21 protein-coding genes and 1 pseudogene are annotated in these 16,766 nt (G+C 68.4%); 12 read left to right on the top strand and 10 right to left on the bottom strand.

The features are described from left to right. Positions 1-59: 59 nt before the first annotated feature. The 4 genes from ACWFR4_RS40465 to ACWFR4_RS40450 all read right to left on the bottom strand — a co-directional run bounded on the left by ACWFR4_RS40465 (position 60) and on the right by ACWFR4_RS40450 (position 1,864). Complete coding sequence (locus tag ACWFR4_RS40465) at positions 60-473, bottom strand: hypothetical protein (protein WP_453656614.1); 414 nt, start codon at positions 471-473, stop codon at positions 60-62. An 11-nt stretch (positions 474-484) separates the two neighbouring features. Beyond that, positions 485-688 (bottom strand): hypothetical protein, encoded by a 204-nt coding sequence (locus ACWFR4_RS40460; protein WP_453656613.1) that lies wholly within the window; start codon positions 686-688, stop codon positions 485-487. Positions 689-699: 11 nt separating this feature from the next. Beyond that, positions 700-1,014, bottom strand: coding sequence for a hypothetical protein (locus tag ACWFR4_RS40455; RefSeq protein WP_453656612.1), 315 nt, complete (start codon positions 1,012-1,014; stop codon positions 700-702). Positions 1,015-1,624: 610 nt separating this feature from the next. Then, complete coding sequence (locus ACWFR4_RS40450) at positions 1,625-1,864, bottom strand: hypothetical protein (protein WP_453656611.1); 240 nt, start codon at positions 1,862-1,864, stop codon at positions 1,625-1,627. 113 nt (positions 1,865-1,977) lie between these two features. Here ACWFR4_RS40450 and ACWFR4_RS40445 point away from each other — a divergent pair, with 113 nt between their 5' ends. From ACWFR4_RS40445 to ACWFR4_RS40435, 3 genes are all read left to right on the top strand, one after another. Next, complete coding sequence (locus ACWFR4_RS40445) at positions 1,978-3,333, top strand: hypothetical protein (protein WP_453656610.1); 1,356 nt, start codon at positions 1,978-1,980, stop codon at positions 3,331-3,333. Positions 3,334-3,475: 142 nt separating this feature from the next. Further along, positions 3,476-3,838, top strand: a complete 363-nt coding sequence (locus tag ACWFR4_RS40440) for a hypothetical protein (RefSeq protein ID WP_453656609.1) — start codon at positions 3,476-3,478, stop codon at positions 3,836-3,838. A 5-nt stretch (positions 3,839-3,843) separates the two neighbouring features. Further along, positions 3,844-4,224, top strand: a complete 381-nt coding sequence (locus ACWFR4_RS40435; RefSeq protein WP_453656608.1) for a hypothetical protein — start codon at positions 3,844-3,846, stop codon at positions 4,222-4,224. A 5-nt stretch (positions 4,225-4,229) separates the two neighbouring features. Here ACWFR4_RS40435 and ACWFR4_RS40430 read toward each other — a convergent pair whose 3' ends face one another. From ACWFR4_RS40430 to ACWFR4_RS40420, 3 genes are all read right to left on the bottom strand, one after another. After that, entirely contained in the window at positions 4,230-4,391 is a 162-nt protein-coding gene (locus ACWFR4_RS40430) for a hypothetical protein (RefSeq protein ID WP_453656607.1), read from the bottom strand. A gap of 176 nt (positions 4,392-4,567) precedes the next feature. Next, complete coding sequence (locus tag ACWFR4_RS40425; RefSeq protein ID WP_453656606.1) at positions 4,568-4,690, bottom strand: hypothetical protein; 123 nt, start codon at positions 4,688-4,690, stop codon at positions 4,568-4,570. Between the two features lie 42 nt (positions 4,691-4,732). After that, complete coding sequence (locus ACWFR4_RS40420; protein ID WP_453656605.1) at positions 4,733-5,656, bottom strand: hypothetical protein; 924 nt, start codon at positions 5,654-5,656, stop codon at positions 4,733-4,735. Positions 5,657-5,735: 79 nt separating this feature from the next. Between ACWFR4_RS40420 and ACWFR4_RS40415 the strand changes: the two genes are divergently transcribed. Both ACWFR4_RS40415 and ACWFR4_RS40410 read left to right on the top strand, forming a co-directional pair. Continuing rightward, complete coding sequence (locus tag ACWFR4_RS40415) at positions 5,736-5,918, top strand: hypothetical protein (RefSeq protein WP_453656604.1); 183 nt, start codon at positions 5,736-5,738, stop codon at positions 5,916-5,918. 1,129 nt (positions 5,919-7,047) lie between these two features. Continuing rightward, positions 7,048-7,254: a hypothetical protein gene (locus tag ACWFR4_RS40410; protein WP_453656603.1), complete on the top strand. Its 207-nt coding sequence runs from the start codon at positions 7,048-7,050 to the stop codon at positions 7,252-7,254. Positions 7,255-7,610: 356 nt separating this feature from the next. On the opposite strand, the gene ACWFR4_RS40405 is transcribed toward ACWFR4_RS40410, so the two are convergent. Then, entirely contained in the window at positions 7,611-8,132 is a 522-nt protein-coding gene (locus ACWFR4_RS40405; protein WP_453656602.1) for a hypothetical protein, read from the bottom strand. Between the two features lie 489 nt (positions 8,133-8,621). On the opposite strand from ACWFR4_RS40405, the gene ACWFR4_RS40400 reads away from it, so the two are divergent. The 3 genes from ACWFR4_RS40400 to ACWFR4_RS40390 all read left to right on the top strand — a co-directional run bounded on the left by ACWFR4_RS40400 (position 8,622) and on the right by ACWFR4_RS40390 (position 10,294). Then, a complete protein-coding gene (locus tag ACWFR4_RS40400; protein ID WP_453656601.1) occupies positions 8,622-8,846 on the top strand; it encodes a hypothetical protein in 225 nt (74 codons plus the stop codon). A 226-nt stretch (positions 8,847-9,072) separates the two neighbouring features. Further along, complete coding sequence (locus tag ACWFR4_RS40395) at positions 9,073-10,002, top strand: hypothetical protein (RefSeq protein ID WP_453656600.1); 930 nt, start codon at positions 9,073-9,075, stop codon at positions 10,000-10,002. Between the two features lie 31 nt (positions 10,003-10,033). Further along, the gene (locus ACWFR4_RS40390) at positions 10,034-10,294 is read left to right on the top strand and encodes a hypothetical protein (RefSeq protein WP_453656599.1); all 261 of its coding nucleotides are present in this window, start codon (positions 10,034-10,036) and stop codon (positions 10,292-10,294) included. A gap of 735 nt (positions 10,295-11,029) precedes the next feature. Here ACWFR4_RS40390 and ACWFR4_RS40385 read toward each other — a convergent pair. Both ACWFR4_RS40385 and ACWFR4_RS40380 read right to left on the bottom strand, forming a co-directional pair. Then, the gene (locus ACWFR4_RS40385; protein WP_389705177.1) at positions 11,030-11,503 is read right to left on the bottom strand and encodes a hypothetical protein; all 474 of its coding nucleotides are present in this window, start codon (positions 11,501-11,503) and stop codon (positions 11,030-11,032) included. A 10-nt stretch (positions 11,504-11,513) separates the two neighbouring features. After that, positions 11,514-12,755, bottom strand: a complete 1,242-nt coding sequence (locus tag ACWFR4_RS40380) for a helix-turn-helix domain-containing protein (RefSeq protein ID WP_453656598.1) — start codon at positions 12,753-12,755, stop codon at positions 11,514-11,516. 251 nt (positions 12,756-13,006) lie between these two features. Here ACWFR4_RS40380 and ACWFR4_RS40375 point away from each other — a divergent pair, with 251 nt between their 5' ends. From ACWFR4_RS40375 to ACWFR4_RS40360, 4 genes and pseudogenes are all read left to right on the top strand, one after another. Next, positions 13,007-13,459, top strand: a complete 453-nt coding sequence (locus tag ACWFR4_RS40375) for an ATP-binding protein (RefSeq protein WP_453656597.1) — start codon at positions 13,007-13,009, stop codon at positions 13,457-13,459. 559 nt (positions 13,460-14,018) lie between these two features. After that, positions 14,019-14,998: pseudogene (rfbB, locus tag ACWFR4_RS40370) on the top strand (dTDP-glucose 4,6-dehydratase). After that, on the top strand, positions 14,991-16,121 hold the full coding sequence (locus ACWFR4_RS40365) for a DegT/DnrJ/EryC1/StrS family aminotransferase (RefSeq protein WP_453656596.1): 1,131 nt from the start codon (positions 14,991-14,993) through the stop codon (positions 16,119-16,121). Before rfbB ends, ACWFR4_RS40365 begins: the two are co-directional and overlap by 8 nt. Then, on the top strand, positions 16,118-16,762 hold the full coding sequence (locus ACWFR4_RS40360) for a formyltransferase family protein (RefSeq protein ID WP_453656595.1): 645 nt from the start codon (positions 16,118-16,120) through the stop codon (positions 16,760-16,762). The genes ACWFR4_RS40365 and ACWFR4_RS40360 overlap by 4 nt, the downstream gene beginning before the upstream one ends. Positions 16,763-16,766: the final 4 nt, after the last annotated feature.

The following is a 16,766-nucleotide window of genomic DNA, read 5'->3' as shown; positions in this document are numbered from 1 at the left end:
CGCCTGCTTTCCTCAGGCGGGGCACCGTTCTGTCTGCCGCTGTCCTTACTGCTCGGCGGCTATTGCTCGGTCTGGCGGCGTTGGGCCTCGAGGTACATGGCGATGGCCTGCTGCTCCTGCTCCGGCGTCAACTTCCCGCCGGCCGAAGCCCTCATGGCGGGGGGCGCGGCCCGGATGAGCCAGCGGGAGCCGATCGTGACCAGGCCCAGCACCATCATCACGATGCCGATATTCATCCGCGTCTCCGCGCTCTGCGCGTCAGCGACAGCAGCGTTGTATGCGTCCTCCTCGCCACTGTCGAAGCCGATCTCCTGACCCCAGTAGCCGGCGCTGTTGTTGATCTGCTCCTGTTCGGCCGTCATCTGGTCCATGTCGCCGGTGCCCCACAGCGGGATTCCGACGAGGACGAGGATGATGCCTGCGAGGGTGACGGCGAGTCGGGCGCGTCTGGGATTGCGGGCGGTGATGGCCATGGTCGTGCTCCTCACTGCTCGGTGCCGTGGCTACAGGCGGGGCGGAACGCTTGGGCGATCGTGGCGAAGCGGGCCGCACGCTCCAGGTGGTCGTCGTTGTGAGCGCCGGCAACCGGGGCGTTGAGGTACCTCCGGGCCTGTTCGAGGCAGTACTGCCGGATCTCCTCGTCGCTCTTCTCCTCTGGGAGGAACGGCTCAGACTTGAAGAATCCCATGGTCGTGCTCCTCACTGCTGGCTGATGCCGGTGTGGCCGGACGTCTTCTGGTGGTTGCGCATGCTGGCGGGGGCGCCGATGTAGCCGCAGGGCTTGCACTTCTGCCACCCGGCGTCGTCGAGGGCTTTGTGGGTGACGGAGTGGCTGGGACCGAAGCCCTTGGCGTGGAGCATCTGCGCGACGGAGCCGCCGTATTCGACGGCGATGAGGGCGGCTTCGGCGACCTTGTCGTGGCCGCGGGCGAAGAAGCTGCCGATGCTGACGTCGGTTCCGCAGCCGCAGAAGCACTTGCCGGTGGGGATGAGGCGGGGAAGGTTCTTGGACATGCGCGCAAGGTAGAGCTTCTAGGTCGTGCTCCATAGAGGTATGCCAAGGTTGGTCGATTCTGCTCGGATGTGACCGACCCTCACCGTCGGGCGCCGCGCGGAGGATCGCTCTGGGGCAAGCGCATCTGTGTTACGAGTCGTCAGACACGAGCTGCTGGAACTGCGTGCAGTCGACGGCGTGCCACTCCCGAACGAGTACCTCGCCTTCTACGTGCACGACTTCGGCGTGCCAGGGCAGGCAGTCGTGGCAGGGCCAGATTTCGTGCGGGGTGCCGTCCTCCTGTCCGCGGCCGTGCCCACAAGGCTGGGGCGAAGAACTGGCAGCAAATCACCGCACACGGACTACGCCGTGGGGGCGCCCAAGCCATTGCGGCTGTGGGGGGCGACCCCACCAAGCAGGGCCGGTGGAAGGAGGGCTCGGCCGTCGTGAAGCGGAAGTACCTGGACCACGCGCAGTCTCGGGCCGAGAATCCGTGGTTGAAGGTGCAGGAGACCAGGCGGAAGCCCAGCGATTCGTAGAGCCTGCGCAACTACACCAAGCGCTCCGCCGCCGAGCGGCTCAGGGCCAGCTAGGTTCTAGCACTCGGTCTGCGAGGGGAGCTCGTACATCTCAACCAGCGCCAGGTATTCGGGTGCGTGGCGGAGGCTGGGAGGGGCGTCTGGCACGAGCAGCTCCCTGAGCGACGACCGGCGCCGCTTCCGCGACCTGTACGGCCGCCTCGACGAACGCGTCGTCGACATCTCCGACGCCTGCTTCGAGCTGCTCCCCTGGATCAGCCAGGACCTCCACCGCCGCGCCCTCATCGCCGACACCATCGCCGCCCGCGCCCGCGACGACCAGATCCAGCACGACTACGCAGACTGACGGCTCTTCGGCAGCAGCGCCGTAACGATCGCATCCGGCTTCCGCGTCAGCTCAGCAACAACCGGCACCCGGCTCCAAGCCACCGGAACACTGCCCTGGTGGATAAGACCCTGCACTTCCTCGGCGGTCACGCGGAGAAGCTCCTTGACCTCCTCATCGGCGTGTTCCTCGCGTACTTCGGCTGGTGGTTGGCCAACAAGTCCCGTGATCGAGCGGACCGTGAAGCCGAGAAGGCTGCCCTCCGCGGGCAGGCCGACGCCCTGATAGTCGCTGTCGTCGACCTGCGGCATGCCGCAGCCACCAACCGCATCTTGTGGGAGGGCCCTGCGGAGCGCGCCCGGTCCTTCCTCCTCGCACTTCTCGCCGGCGCGGGCGGCGTCGCCCGAGCGCAGGTAGTCGGCGGGTCCGAGAGGCTGCACATCACAGCCGGTCTCGGGAGCGCCGCCGAGATGCTCGCCGGGGACCGCCGAGCGAGCAAGGAGCACACGGCCAGGGTGCGGGAACCGATTCTCCGCCTGGCCACCGCCGCCGCACCGCTTCTCCGCCACACAGACGCGAGCGTGGCGACGGCCGCCAACGGTCTGGTGACCGCTGCCTTCGCAGAGGTTGAGAACCCCACCCGCGTCGAGGCGGCACTGGAAGCCTTCGAGGGTGCCGTCCGGTCGGTTCTCCAGCCGTCGCCGTCCGTGTGGGCGCGGCTCCGCGGCCCGGCCGCTTCCGCCGTACGACTGCCCCGCCGGCCTGACACCAAGCAGGGGCAAGCGGAGGGCCCGGTACCGACGGGGGTGCGGTACCGGGCCTACTTCAACCCTAGTTGTGCTGTCTCAGGAGATTGGTTACGGGTCAGCGTCGGGGCCTCGGTGCTGGCGATACACGTTCGTCCTCGAAGCCCACGTGGTGCCGCCGTCACGGGATGGCCCAAGCTGGCCCGTATGGATTGGTTGCCACTGCTCTCCACCCTGGCCGGGGCCGCGATCGGCATCGTCGCTACTCTCATCGCCGATCGGAATCGGTGGAAGCACGAGAATGTCAAAGAGGCTCATCGGCTGCGGCTCGACATCTACACGCAGTACACCACCACCGTGAAGGTCCTCGGTGAAGCCTTGCGGGCCGTGGCCGAGCGAGAACACCCGTCCGACGACGAGCGGGCGCTTGCGCTGCGCGAAGCCTTTCGGGATTCAGGCATAGCCATCGCATCAGAACGGATGTGGCTCATTGCGCCCCAACCCGTCGTCAAGGCCTCCAACAGCGTGTTCCACTGCCTGCGACGCATCTGCGACGGCTACATCGATGGCACTGCCGTCAGCAGTCCAGAGGATCGCGCCCGCTGGGAGGCACGCGGCAAAGCAGCCGCCAAGATGCGCACGCTCATGCGTGAAGATCTCGGCGTTGGCCCACTCACCGAGCGCCACAGCCCCCTTCTCAACGACTACAACAACCCCGCCGCGCAGTGATCGTGACCGTGGCACCAACGTCATGAGATGGCACACTTAGTAGGCCCACGCCGCCCACGCTTGAGGCCGCGCGGAGTCGTGATGCCGCACCCTTGGCTGAACGCCGCACAACAGCCCTTCCACGCCCCGTACGCTGGCGTTCATGGCCGCCGAACTGACCAGCCTCGCCGACGCGTACAGCCTCGAGCGCGTGCGCAAAGCCCCTTCGGGAACCGTCGACTTCACGGCGCAGGTCGCCGCCTACGAGGAACGGCAGCGCGAGCATCCCGACCGGCGCCACTGGTCGCCCACAGACCAGAACGATCCCGGCGACGACGGGCCCGCTCAGGTCCTCGACGGCGACCTCGACCGCTGGAAGCGCCTCACCCACGGCCCCAACCGCGGCAAGTGGCGCATGCAGGGCTTCAACCCAGGCGAGCACGAGCAGAGCACCGGCGATGACCTGCCCTGGCAACAGCTCGCCTACAACCACGCCCCGCTCACCGAAGCAACCAACGAGGACTGACGCGCGTGAATCTCGACGACATGCTCGGCCCCGAGTACGCCCGTGTCATCCGCGCCCGCAAGGAGCTCGAGACCGCGATCACCGCAGTCGTGGAAACGGCCCAGTCCGTACAGGACTTCGGCCCCATGGGCACCGACGAGCTGCCCGCGGCCGTGTCTGCGCTGGAGGCCTCCGAGCACGTCGACTCTGACGAGGGCGCTGCGCAATGGGTCTCCCGCGCCTTCACCGCGACACCCGTGGACCTGCTCAAGACCGGCGAGACAGGACTGGCGTTCGGCGGCAGCGTCGCCCTGATGCGCGCCGCGCTCCACGACCTCGACCAGGCCCTTGCAGCCCTCGACGACGAGCCGGGCCCGACGGCTTCCGGCGGTACATTCTCCCGCTGACCTCCCTAGGCGGCGGCCGGCACCTCCTTGGCCGACTCCGGGAACAGAGCTTCCACTTCGAAGAACTTCAGCAGCAGCGCGAACCCGAGCCGTGTCGTCCCGGACTTGTTCCGCATCTTGGGGAGATCCCCGCGCTCGCTCGAGCTGCTCGACTCGATGCGAGGCATCCAGCGCCCGTAATACCAAGATCGTTCTTGCACAATTGCGCAAGCCCTGGGGCCCCTTGCGAGTGATGCGAGGGGCCCTATCACGTGGGCGGGACGTACCGAAACGGGCTCAGTGCTCAGAACCGCCCACCATCTGACTATCGCCCCTCCCATGACAGAAACTACCGCGGCGCCCCTCATCGGCGCCCAAGGCTCTGCGGATGCGGACCTGTGATGCGCCGGCGCAGGGGCTTCTTCGTGTCGCTGTCTTCCGGCGTCGGGTCGGAGTGCTGCGCGGGAGGCTGTGGCGTGTCGGTCATGGATGGCCCCTTCGCGGAGAGGTGCCGGGGCCGCCCAGTCTGTCAGGGGCAGGGTGCCAATCGGGTCATGCCGCATCTCCGGATCCGGGCGCGTGCGGTGCCAGGAGTCAGCTGTTCTCGTCTCTGGGGGTGTCCCAAAGGCCGGTGTGGGCGATGGTGTCGGCGGTGACGGGGGGGTTGGCGTTGGGCGAGGATGGGGTGGAGGTCGGCGATCTGCCGTACGAGCATGTTGGGGTAGCGGCTGACGATGGGGCGGCCGCCCTGGCCAAGGATGAGTTCGTGGACGCCGTCGGCGGGCCGCGGCCGTGAGGGCAGGTAGTCCTTCAACGCTGCGCCGGCGAGCGGGTCGAGGACGAACTGTTTGCCGATGGCTTCGAATTCGTAGTCGGGGGCGCGGACTTCGTAGCCGCCGTCGGGCTGTTCGTAGAGGTGGCGGTTGTCGAGGCGGACGATTTCGCCGGGTCTCATGCGCTCGAGGAGTAGGTAGGCGATGAGACGGTCGCGGCGGTAGTGGCGGGCTTGTGTGGGGCCCCACATGCCGATGCAGGTGAGCAGGACGGCGCGTTCGCGGGGTTCGAGCTTTTTGGGGTCGCCGTCGGCGCGGTCGAGGCCGGAGCGCAGCTCGGTGAGGCTCGGGGGTGCGGGGATGAGGTGCCGGGCGGCGGCCGCGCCGTAGAACTGGTTGAGGGCGGTGATGCGCCGGTCGTGGGACTTGGCGGCTTCGGGGGATGTCTGGGCGAGGTAGGCGAGGGCGTCGGGCCCGTGGAAGGGCCGCCCGTCCAGGAACGGCGCCAGGTAGGTCTCTTCGGCCCAGCGGGCGATGTCGATGAGGCCAGCGTGCAGCGGTGCGACGCCGGCGTACGGATCACTAGGTTCTCCCTCGCTTTGGGGGCTCAGCTGGATGCATGACGTAGGAGCGGTGCCGATTGCACCGCCCTGCAGCCCGACGCCACTTGCCCTGGTCACCCGGACGAGAAACAGGGCGTCGGGACATTCATCCACTCAGGCGTGCGCCGCACGCCTGAACCCCGAGGGGGAACCGTCCATGTCCACGCTCGCCCTGTTGGTCATCCTGCTGCTCGGTCTGGTCGGCTTGATGCTCGTTGGCGCACTTGCCTACGCCGTGCACCGCCGGCCGTCCCTGAGCCAGCCGATGACCGTCGCTCTCACGGGGGCTGGCGTGTTCGCCGCCGTGATCACCGTCATCGTCACTGTGGGCGGCCGGTGACTTCGGGAGTGAGGCCTCGGAGTTGAGCGGGCACCTGCCCTTTCACCATGAGCACGCCTTTGACGGCCCCGGAAGGGCAGCTGTTGGACATCCTTGATGGACACCGACAGCTGCTCCGGCGCGGTGAGTCGATCTCCAGGCGTCGCTGTCCATCAACCGATCAGTTCATGGACACGGCTGTGTTCCGTTCCTTCCCGGGCTGCGTTCCCTCCTTCTCAAGCTCGTCAGAAGGAGACAGAAGAAAAGACCGCCGAGTCCGCGAAGTAGACCAAGGAGCGCGACGAGATCGACAACCTCGTCAAGTTCGGCAAGCTGGTCGCGAAGCTGTTGCCCCTCGTCGAGGGGCAGACGGAGGAACGGCTGTTGTCTGTTGTGCCGAGGGGCACGTGTTCAGCACCTTTGCCGATGACCTTCCTCACCAACGAGTCCGTGTACGAGGTCGTCGAGTTCGCCAGGCAGATCAAGGTCTTCCTGCGCGACAAGAACATCAACATCTAGAAGGTGTTCCTGGAACCTGCGGGCCGGGCCAGGCCAGAAGCTCGGCAGAGACCAAGGACCTACCTACGAGCAGCCAGTTCGCCCCTCACATCTAGAAGGTGTTCCTGGAGCCTGCGAGCCAGGCCAGAAGCCCGGTGGAGGGGCTCCATAGTGGACCCCCACCTGCGAGGAAGACGCGGGTCGTAGCCCTGGCAGCGGCCCAGCATGATGGACGCAGCCGCGTCATCCTGACGATCGGCGACACGAAGAAGGCGACGTCAGCCAAGTGGGGTGCGTCACACACAAAAGCGCCTGACAGTAAGTGAGTTGTTTCGTCCGCGAAAGGCACCCAGGGCTTTGACCTGCTAGAACGCTGCCCGGGTGGGCGAAGGGCGGAGCACAACAACCACGCTACACAGTCACCGCAATTGCGTTCCCCCTGCTCTCTCCTGAGGGGCGGTCAGGGCTGTCCATGGGTGAGGTTTGGCACTTCGGTTGTCAACGCCCCTCTGTACCGTGGGCGTCATCGAATACCCCTTCGGCACGACGAAGGGAGACCTCGTCGCAGCTCTGCTTCCTAGGGCCGGCCGCGGGGAGGTCTCCCTCTCGTTACGTCGAGCTGGTCCGTCCTGCTGTGAGGAGAACTGACCGAGTGACGTCCATCGACGGTACCCCAGGCACGCCCCCGGAACCCAGCTCGAACCGGCTGGCATGGGCCACCCTCGTGACCGGGCTTGTTTCGATCGTGGCCGTGGTCATCCTGGCCCTGACGCACAACGCGGAGGCCATTGGACCCGTCGGCGCTATCGGTGTGGCGGTGACGAGCGGCGTGCAGATCAACTCACGCAACCGGCAATGAACATCGAGGGCTTCACACGGAGGGAAAGCCCATTGCCGCCCGAAGCAGTCGGGCCGTCTCCTCTGCGGTCGTCCGAGTCTCGTCGTCCGACCCGTCGGCGCTGAGTTCGTCGAGGAGGAGCGCGGCCGCCTGCAGGACGCCCAGTTGTACCGGGACGGTCTGCAGAGCGGCGAGTGCGGCCGCGGCCTGGCCGGCGGCCGCAACCTCGGTGCCCGGCTGTGGGATGAGCGCGGCGACACCGCAGCCAAGCTGACGGACGCGCCGGATTCGAACTCCTTCGCAAGATTGATTCTGCTTCAGTGACCCTCCGCGACCACGCCCAGTTGTTGTGCCAGAACCGCTTTCAGAGTCACTCGTCAGATGCCCGGCCCGACAGTGGGGTGTGAGACCAAGGCACGGGCAGCGACCCGCAGTTGCGCTTCCCACGCCGCTTCGTCGAGCCCCAGCGTGTACTCGATGCAGCACGCGCAGGGCGGGAGGAGCGCCAGGAATGCTTGCTCCTGAGCGGTCTCGACCTCTATTTCCAACCACTCATCCGATACCAACTCGGCGAGAGTTGCCTCCCCGGCGGTGAATCTCGTGGCCAGCCTGCGCAGCGCGTACCGTTGGGCCAGGTGGTGATCGGGCAACGCGATCCCCGATTCGGCGAGAGCCTGCTCAAATGTGTCACGGATGTCCCGGGGGTCCGCATGGCGCGGCAGACCCGCGAGCTCGCACAGGGTGGGGGTGTCCATTCCGCTTGCGAGTGCCTGGGCTGCGGTCATCGGCAGGTCTTCCGGACACAGCTGATCCGCCTGATACAGCCATGCCACCTCTTCCAGGGGCAGATGTATGCGTACAGGGTTGTCTGGTTCGGATGTGTCTCCTGTCGCTGCCATGGTTCATACGATGTCAGCATTGCTCGAGAGAGTGCCGGGAAATTTGGACCGCCCTAGCAGATTGTTCTGTGGGCTGATCCGAAACTCGTGCCGTTTGCCTCGGTACCCCTCTGCGACCGTTCCCCAAGATCTGTACCAGAGCCCAAAACTCGCGAACATCTCGGGGCTGGTAGGTCGGCAACTGCTGTCCAAACTGGCTGACAAACGCTGTCCCTACAAGTGAACGGAGCCAACCCAGACATCGCCGGACGGATGCTAGGCCTGGAGGACACGTCGGTCAGCCTCAATCCGCAGGCGAACTGTTCGGCCGCCGAAGCCTGCTGGAGCAGTTCAACCCGGCCGCGGCGAGGACCGGCCCGCGCTCGCCGCGTTCGAGGAGTAACTCACCTGCCCGTGGGCGCTTTACCACGTGCGGTGCATCCTGCCGGTCTCGAAGGCGGACCCCACCCGGCGCAGCAGGCCGATGCGCTCGGTGGAACGCGAGTCCACGTGGGCCGCAGGCTGCGCACCGTCTCCGAGCGGCACGGCTACCCCGTCGAGGTCGACGAGCGCTACGGGCGGGTGCGGACCTGGAGGCGGCGCAGGGAGTCGGAGTTGCCGACGGTGGAGGAGCTGATGCTGACCGCTCCCCATCACGTGCAGAACAAGCAGGTGCCGCGCTTCGAACGGCAATGGAGGGCGGCTTCATGGCGGGATGTGCGCCGGCAAGATTGACAGCCACCCACCAAGAGCGTCATATTGATTACGCGAAAAAGCGGTAAAAAATGGTGGGCGGCGGAAGGCACCCTCTCACGAAGGTGTCGACCCAGGGCGGCAACCCCGGCCGAACGTCCCGCCGACCACCTTCACCAACCCGTCTCACCCTGCCGGCGCGTGAGCGCCGAAGGAACAAGAGGAGCAGGCCCTCAGTATAAGGCCGCGGCCCGGACCGGAGAGTGCAATGTCCACCAAGCCCCTGAACCCGCAGCGTCGCGTCGTCGGTGGCCGTGCCGTGGTCAACCGCGACTGGATCCGCGAGTTCACCGGCGCCAGCGTCGGCACCGCGGCCCGCTGGTACAAGGTGCGCAACGAGCAGCCCACGGAGCACCGCCACCCGGAGAAGGAGCGCATCGATGGAACGGACTTCTACGACGAGCAGCAGTTCCGCGCCTTCTATACCTGGTTCCAGCAGGACAAGGCGAGCAAGGTCCTCAAGGCCGACCCCGAACTGTACGAGCTCAGCCCCGAGGACATCGTCTCCATCAACAAGGCAGCCGCGCTGCTGAACTTCAACGGGCCCTCGGTGATCCGCAAGTACCGTCGCGACAACCCCGACTACTTCCCGGACTCCGCAGGCGAGGTCGCCGGTCCCACCGGCCGTATGATCCCCGGCTTCCGCATCGGCGATCTGCAGGAATTCGACCAAAAGCGCACCGGGGACAAGCTCGGCAGGGCCGGCCGCCGTCCCGGGCCGCAGTCCGAGGCACCCGTGGGCCGGCCCTCCGCCCTCGAGGGGGTTCTCGCGGCCGAGCTGAGTACCCGTACCGGCGGTGAGCCGCTCACCGCCACGCAGCTCGCCGAGAAGTACGCCGCCGAGGCGATCGAGCGCGACGGCTACCACCCGGGTCTGGCCGCGGAGCTCAGCGTGCAGTACGGCGGTCCGCAGAGGTCCTGGGAGTACGTCGTCCGCAACGCCCTCGAGCACCACCCCGCGGCCACGCCGACCCGCTCGGAAGCCGACCGGCGGGCAGCCATCGCCCTGGCCGCACTGCGCGAGCGCGGCGACGTCCGGGGACTTGCCGCCTCCCTCGCCCGCGAACACGGCGGCAGCCCCGACGTCTGGTCCCGCGCAGTGAACACGGCCCGCCACCTCACCGACCCCACCACCTGATCACCCCGACCAGCCGGAGGATGATCCCCCGATGCCCAGCTATCAGCTTCGCGACACCGCCACCCGCCAGCTCCTCGCCCGCGACCTGGCCGACTACGCCGCGGCCGCGGCCGCCCTGGACCGTCTCGACGACAAGCTGGAACACGACCTCGCGGCCAACAGCGAAGGCGCAGGACGCATCCGGCTGCGCCTCGACGTCGAGAAGGTCACCGATGGCGCCACGGAGACCGTCGGACACCACGTGCTCCTCCTCGGCGTCGACGACCACACCGACCCGCTGCCCGCGCCGTAGCCGACGGCGCTTGCCCACAACCCGTGATGCGCCGCCCGAAAAGCCGGCGCCTCACTCCCACACCCCGCGGCGCGCCGCCCCACGACTCAGGCCCGCCGGCCGCCACCAGGACGATCGCCGTGCCCGGACGCAGGCCGGGCAAGACGCCCGCAGTCACATCTCGTCGGGAAGCATCAAGGTCATGACGGCAAGCATGTCCGGCAGCCGGCTCAGTTCGGCAGCAGTTGCGCACGAGTTACCGGTGGCAGTTGGGGATCACGCCGTCGAGAGAGCGGCACCCAGGAAAGACCACCGCATTTCCCAGAACACCACACCTCACGACCTTCAAAACCAAGACGTCACCCCGCACATAGACCTTTACTTCCCAGCCCACACGCACAGGGCAAAGCTAAAGGTGAACTCGAGGGCGAGGCTGAGACACCGGCAGCAACTCACTCGATGTGACCATCCCTCACCACCCCCAAGACCAGCAGGCACAGCAACGGTTCGCTCGGCACCTCTGAATCGTGGCAGGCCCGCCGACACACAGAAGCCTCTCCGGGTACGGAAGTACATGAAGAGAGCGCTGCCGACGTTGCGCACGTCCGCGCCAGCCGGACCGCCAAAACCCCGTAGCGGGCTGATCACCCGAGTTTTGACGGTGCTGGGAACCTCCTATCGAGGTCCTGTACCTGGCAGGCTGGGAAAGGGCCGTGTCAGTGACTGCTGCGTCTCGCCGTGGCCCAAGTGCGGCTGTCAGCGGCTAGCGCCCTCGGGCCACAGCACCCGGAACGGCACTCCGGTGCGCTCGGCGTACGCCACGACGTCTGCCGTCCCGCCGAACCCGCGGGCGGGCTTCCCGTCCCAGACCGCGAGCAGCTCGTCAGCGAGACCGACGAGGATTTCGCTGCCCGCCTGATGCGCCTCGCTCGTCGACTCCGTCATGCCGGTCTCATGGACGTCGGCCGCACGGGACATCAGCCGGTCGTACACCTCGTGGTGCCACTCGGGCAGGCTCGCCCGGTACTCGGCGGCCGGGATGACGACCTCCAGGCGGCCGCCGTGGCTGAGGACGGATTCCGCGAACCAGGCGTCGGGTCCGTCGGCGATGCACGAGACGGCGACCAGCTCGGCCGCGTCGTAGCGGCTGACGGCCTCGTCGAGCAACGCCCGAACCTGCCGTTCGACTTCCTCATCGAGTCCGCGGTGTCCGGTGATCCCCACCCGCATGCGCTGCCTCCTACAGATAGACGCCGTGCAATCGCTCGTCGAACTCGCGGACCACCTTGGGCGGTGACCCGGTGCTCAGGGACCGGCGAAGGGCTCGCGCCCGCTCGACGATCCGGCCGGAACGGTACCGAAGGCCTGTTTCCAGCGCGCGGGATGCCAGAGCGAACGCGGCGTCCACCCGTCCGCCAGCGAGGTGCCCGGCCGCGATGTCGAGCACCAGGAGCGCTCGTTGTTTGTCATGGCCTGTGGCGAGGGCCTCGGTGTCCTCACGTAGCACCCACGACGCGATGCCCAGGCGGGCTCCGCAGGCGACCCGCACGATGGACACCTTCGTCGGGGTGAACGAGAACACCCACGGCCACGGCGGCGCCTCCTCGGGCAGTGCCTCGGCACCCGCGCGGGCCGCGATCAGGGCCCGGTCCGCCAGCCGTTCATCACCGCCCGCGGCGTGCGCGAGGGCCTCGACCGAAGACAGCCACGCATCCGCGACGGCCGGACGGCCGTCCCCGAGCGACCGGCGGGCGCGCCACACGAGGTTGAGCGCCTCCACGCTGTTGCCGGCGTGCGCCTCGAACTGGGCCAGGCTCCCGGCCTGGTAGGCGGTCAGAAGCGCGTTTCCGGCTGCTCGGGCGCTCTTGACCGCGGAGCCGTACCAGGAGCGCGCCGACCCGTTGTCGCCCTTGTCCCAGGCGAGCCATCCCGCGAAGCTCGCAGCCTCGCTCCCGGCGGCCGCCAGGCGCTCGCGGTCGGCGCCGGTCGCCGCCTGTGCGGTCGTCCGGATCAGTCGCATGTGGCCCTGCACGGCGTCTGCGAGATCCCGGCTCGCCGTTGTGCCGTCGAGCCTGCGGTAAGCCGCTGTGGCGAGCCGAAGGGCCGCCGCCTGCCCACTCGACACGTCGGCAGGACCGGGGACTTGAGGCAGGACCGGGGCGGCGGCCGCGGCCGCCGCAGTACCTAGGAAGAGTCGTCGGTTCACGTCGTCACCGTCGTTCTGTGGCCCCGGCGGTCGACTGTCGGCAAGCCCCACCAGTGCCGGCGGAATCTCCAGATGTTCCGCAGCCGCCGCGAGGGTGTCTGTGCTGTATGCGCCCGTGCCCTTCTTCTCCAGACGGGACACGGCGGACTGGCTGAGTCCGAGGGCCTGGCCCAAGGCGGTCTGCGTCATCCGCCGTGCCACCCGGGCGAGTTCGATGACCCGCCCGTAGTCCCCGGTCCGGGAGGCGTCCCGGACCGAACCCGTCTGGAAATCCACGGCCTACCCCCACGCTAAGAGCCGTTGTGGCTGCGAGCACCCGCCCGTACCCGCTCAGCCCATATCCCTATGCGGGTACCGCATGCGTGATGGTCCCACAGCACCGAGTGATCGTTGACTGTCTGTCAGGACAGCAACGGCCCGACTCCCCAGGCCGGTTCTGACCCAGGCGGCTGCACACCGCCTACCCCGTGAAGTGCAGCCGCCGCCCTTCCGACAGCCGCCGCGAGCGTGAGGCCGCGATGACGAACATGACTGCATTACGAACCGCAGCACCGCAGATGCGCCCCCGACCCACCGGCCACCCCGGCTACGCGGTCGGGCTTGCCTGCCTGCCGCCGAGCGCCGCCCTCGCTCGCCAGGCCGTACGGACCACAGTGCAGTGCTGGGGCCTGCCCGAGGACTTGGCCGACAACGCGGCACTCATCGCGAGCGAGCTGGTGACGAACGCAATTCAGCACACCGGTCCCCAGGACCCGGACGCCCCCGCCCGCTGCCGCCTGACCATCGAGCGCCTCGCCCCGGACACTGTCCGCCTGGAAGTCGCGGACCACCACACCCGCAGCCCGGCCAAGCGCACCGCCACCGAGGACGACGAGACCGGCCGCGGTCTGGTGCTCGTCGAGGCCCTCTGTGTGGACTGGGGCACCACCCCGCGCCCGATCGGGAAAGCCGTCTGGGCCGAGCTGAAGGCGGACACGTGAGCGGGGCACAGGCGCGCCGCTGGGTGGGAGTGACCGAACCCCGGTTGACCGCCCCCCCGGCACGCCCGACCGGCCCCGCTCCCCTGGCGCGACCGCCTCACACTCGGGCTCGGACTCCCGCTACTGTCCCTCGGCGCGCTCGGCGCGACGACGCAGGCCTGCGCCGACCAGCCCGCGGCCGTCGCTCCGGCCCATCCGCCAGCAGATACGGAGTCGGCTGGCGCCGACCCGCTCCCGGATCCGTACGGCACCCGACCGCCGACGCCGAGGCCTCCCGAAGGGGCGCTGTTAGCCGGCCTCGAGGACGTGGACGACTGGACAGGATCTGACCTGCGCCTCTCGGAGTATCCAACTCGCCTCATAGGCACGGCGAGTTCAGCCTGAATGCGGTTTGTGGTGCTCACCGACCGCCACACCGCGGCCGGCGCCCAGCGCTCGGCTCAAGACTTCTCGGGGCCTGCGCCTTGCCCCCGAGGGAGGCTCCGGCCGTTATCCGCCCGTGCGTTCCCAGCCGAGGGGCGGCCTGAGCCTGCGCACCGAAACAGAGATGAGGTTGACCATGCACATTCTTGTCACCGGGGGCGCCGGGTTCATCGGCTCCCACTTCGTGCACCGCATGCTCAAAGCACCCGACGTCGAGACGATCACCGTCCTCGACTCCCTCACCTACGCCGGTCACCGAGGCAACCTCGGTGACCTCGAACTCACCGGGAAGCTGGCCTTCGTCCACGGCGACATTCTGGACGTGCTCCTCGTGGACCGGCTCATGGCCGCGCACGACATGGTGGTGCACTTCGCCGCCGAGTCCCACGTCGACCGCTCGTACGCGGCCCCGGAAACGTTCGTGACCACCAACGTCATGGGCACCCAGACCCTGATCGACGCGGCAACCCGGCACAGCATCACCAAGTTCGTCCACGTCTCCACCGACGAGGTGTACGGGCCGCTGGCCGAGGGGCGGGCGGCAGAGGACGCGCCGCTGCTGCCGACAGTGCCGTACGCGGCATCGAAGGCCGCGAGCGACCTGGTCGCCCTCAGCGCGCACCGCACATACGGGACGCGGGTGTGCGTCACGCGGTCCTCGAACAACTACGGGCCGCGTCAGTACCCCGAGAAGGTCATCCCGTTCTTCGTGGCCGGCTCCTGACCGGCCGCCCGGTAACCCTGCACGACCGCGGGCAGCACGTGCGTAACTGGCTCCACGTCGAGGACAACTGCGCCGGCATCGAAGCCGTGCTGCGGCGCGGCCGGCCCGGTGAGGTCTACAACCTCGGCGGAGACACCGACCAGACCGGTCTCGAGCTCGCGCAGCGGCTGATCCGCCTGTGCGACGCCAACCGCGACTCCATCGCCTACGTCCCTGACCGGCAGGCCAACGACATCCGTTACGCGATGGACTGCTCCAAGGCGGCCGGCGAGCTCGGCTACCGGCCGCAGCGCTCCTTCGACGCCGGACTGGCGGAGACCGTCGCCTGGTACCGCGACAACCCGCAGCGGTGGACGCCGCTCCTCGACCGGGAAGGCCTCGCCCATGTCTGACCTCAACAGGATGGCTGGTGCCCCGTACGCACAGAACGCCCGGCCGTTCTTCCACGGCGAGGAAGCGGACGCCGTCGGGGAGGTCATGGCGAGCGGCCAGTTCGGGCACGGCGAGGTGACCGAGGAGTTCGAGCGCGCCCTGGCGTCCCATCTCGGCGTGCCGGACGTGGTGGCTGTCGCCTCGGGCACCACGGCGCTGCAGATCGCGCTCGCGGTCGCCGGCGTGGGCCCGGGCGACGAGGTGGTCGTGCCGTCGATGACGTTCTGCGCCACGGTCCAGGCGATCTGTGCCACGGGCGCCTTACCGCGGTTCGCGGAGGTCGACCCTCGCACGATGTGCACGGGCTCCGACGAGATCGAGGAGGCACTCACGCCCAGGACCCGGGCCGTGCTGCCGGTGCTCTACGGCGGCCGCGCTGTCGACCTCTCCCGGATCCGCGACGAGTTGGCCGGTCTTGACGTCGCCGTGATCGAGGATGCTGCCCACGCCTTCGGGTCGCGCCGCGCCGACGGGCAGCGGGTGGGCGCCACGGGAGAGCTGACGTGCTTCAGCTTCGGTCCGATCAAGACGCTCACCTGCGGGCAGGGCGGAGCGATCGTGCCGCGCACCGAGGAGGACGCCGAGCGGGCGCGCCGGATACGCCTGCTCGGCATGATCGAGTCCCCGGTCCAGCGGGCACGCAGCATCTCCTACACCGTCGACGGGCCCGGGCTGCGCGCTCACCTGTCCCAGATCAATGCCGCCATCGGGCTCGTCCAGCTGCGGCACATCGACGAAGCCGCAAGCGCCCGCAGGATCCTGTGGACCCAGTACGAACAAGGGCTGAAGGACCTGCCGGGCGTGGACCTGGTCGACGTCGGCGTGTCCGCGTCCGTGCCATCGATGCTCGCCATCCACATCCCCTACCGCGAGCACGTCTTCACCACGCTGAGGGACCAGGGCATAGGCGTCGGCACCCACTATCCGCCCAACCACCTGCAACCGGCGTTCGCCCCCTGGCACCGGTCCCTTCCCCTCACCGAGCGGATCGGCCAGCGCAACCTCACACTGCCGTTCCATCCGCTGATGAGCGGCCACGACGCCCAGATCGTCGTCGACGCGCTCGCCGGAGCCCTGCGATGAAGCGCGCCGCCGTGCTCGGAAAGGGCACGCTCGCCGCCCACGCCTGCGACGTCCTCGCCGGCCTGGACGGAACCGTCCTGGACACCGTCATCCCCAGCGCACCCGAGCCGCAGTGGGATGCGCGCCTGTCCGAGCACGTCGCCCAGCACCACCCCGACGCCCGGCTTCTCACCTCCGGCGACTGGCGCGACCTCGAGCCCGGGCGCTGCGACCTCGTGGTCAGTGTCCTGTACGACCGGATCATCGGCCGGGCCCTGATCGATGACACCACCAAGATAGTCAACTGCCATCCCGGGAGGCTGCCGCAGTACCGCGGGGCCCGGCCGGTCAACTGGGCGCTGCGCAACGGTGAACACCTGCACGGCGCCACCCTCCACCTCATCGACGAGGGCGTCGACACCGGCCCGATCCTCGGCGAGGTCACCTTCTCGATCTGGCCCGCGACCGACGAGGTACGGGACGTGTGGCACAGGACGATGCGGCACGCCCGCCTCCTGCTCTCCGACACGCTGCCGCGCCTGGACGAGATCACGCCGCGCCGCCAGGACGAGGCTCTGGCGGTCACGCACTACAGCCGTGACAACCACAGGCTCGGGGACCGCAGCGACTGGACCCGGGCCACCTCCACGGGCGGCACCTGACCAA

The organism is Streptomyces sp. NPDC055140 (assembly GCF_053607285.1).
This window is presented reverse-complemented; position numbering and strand designations above follow the sequence as displayed.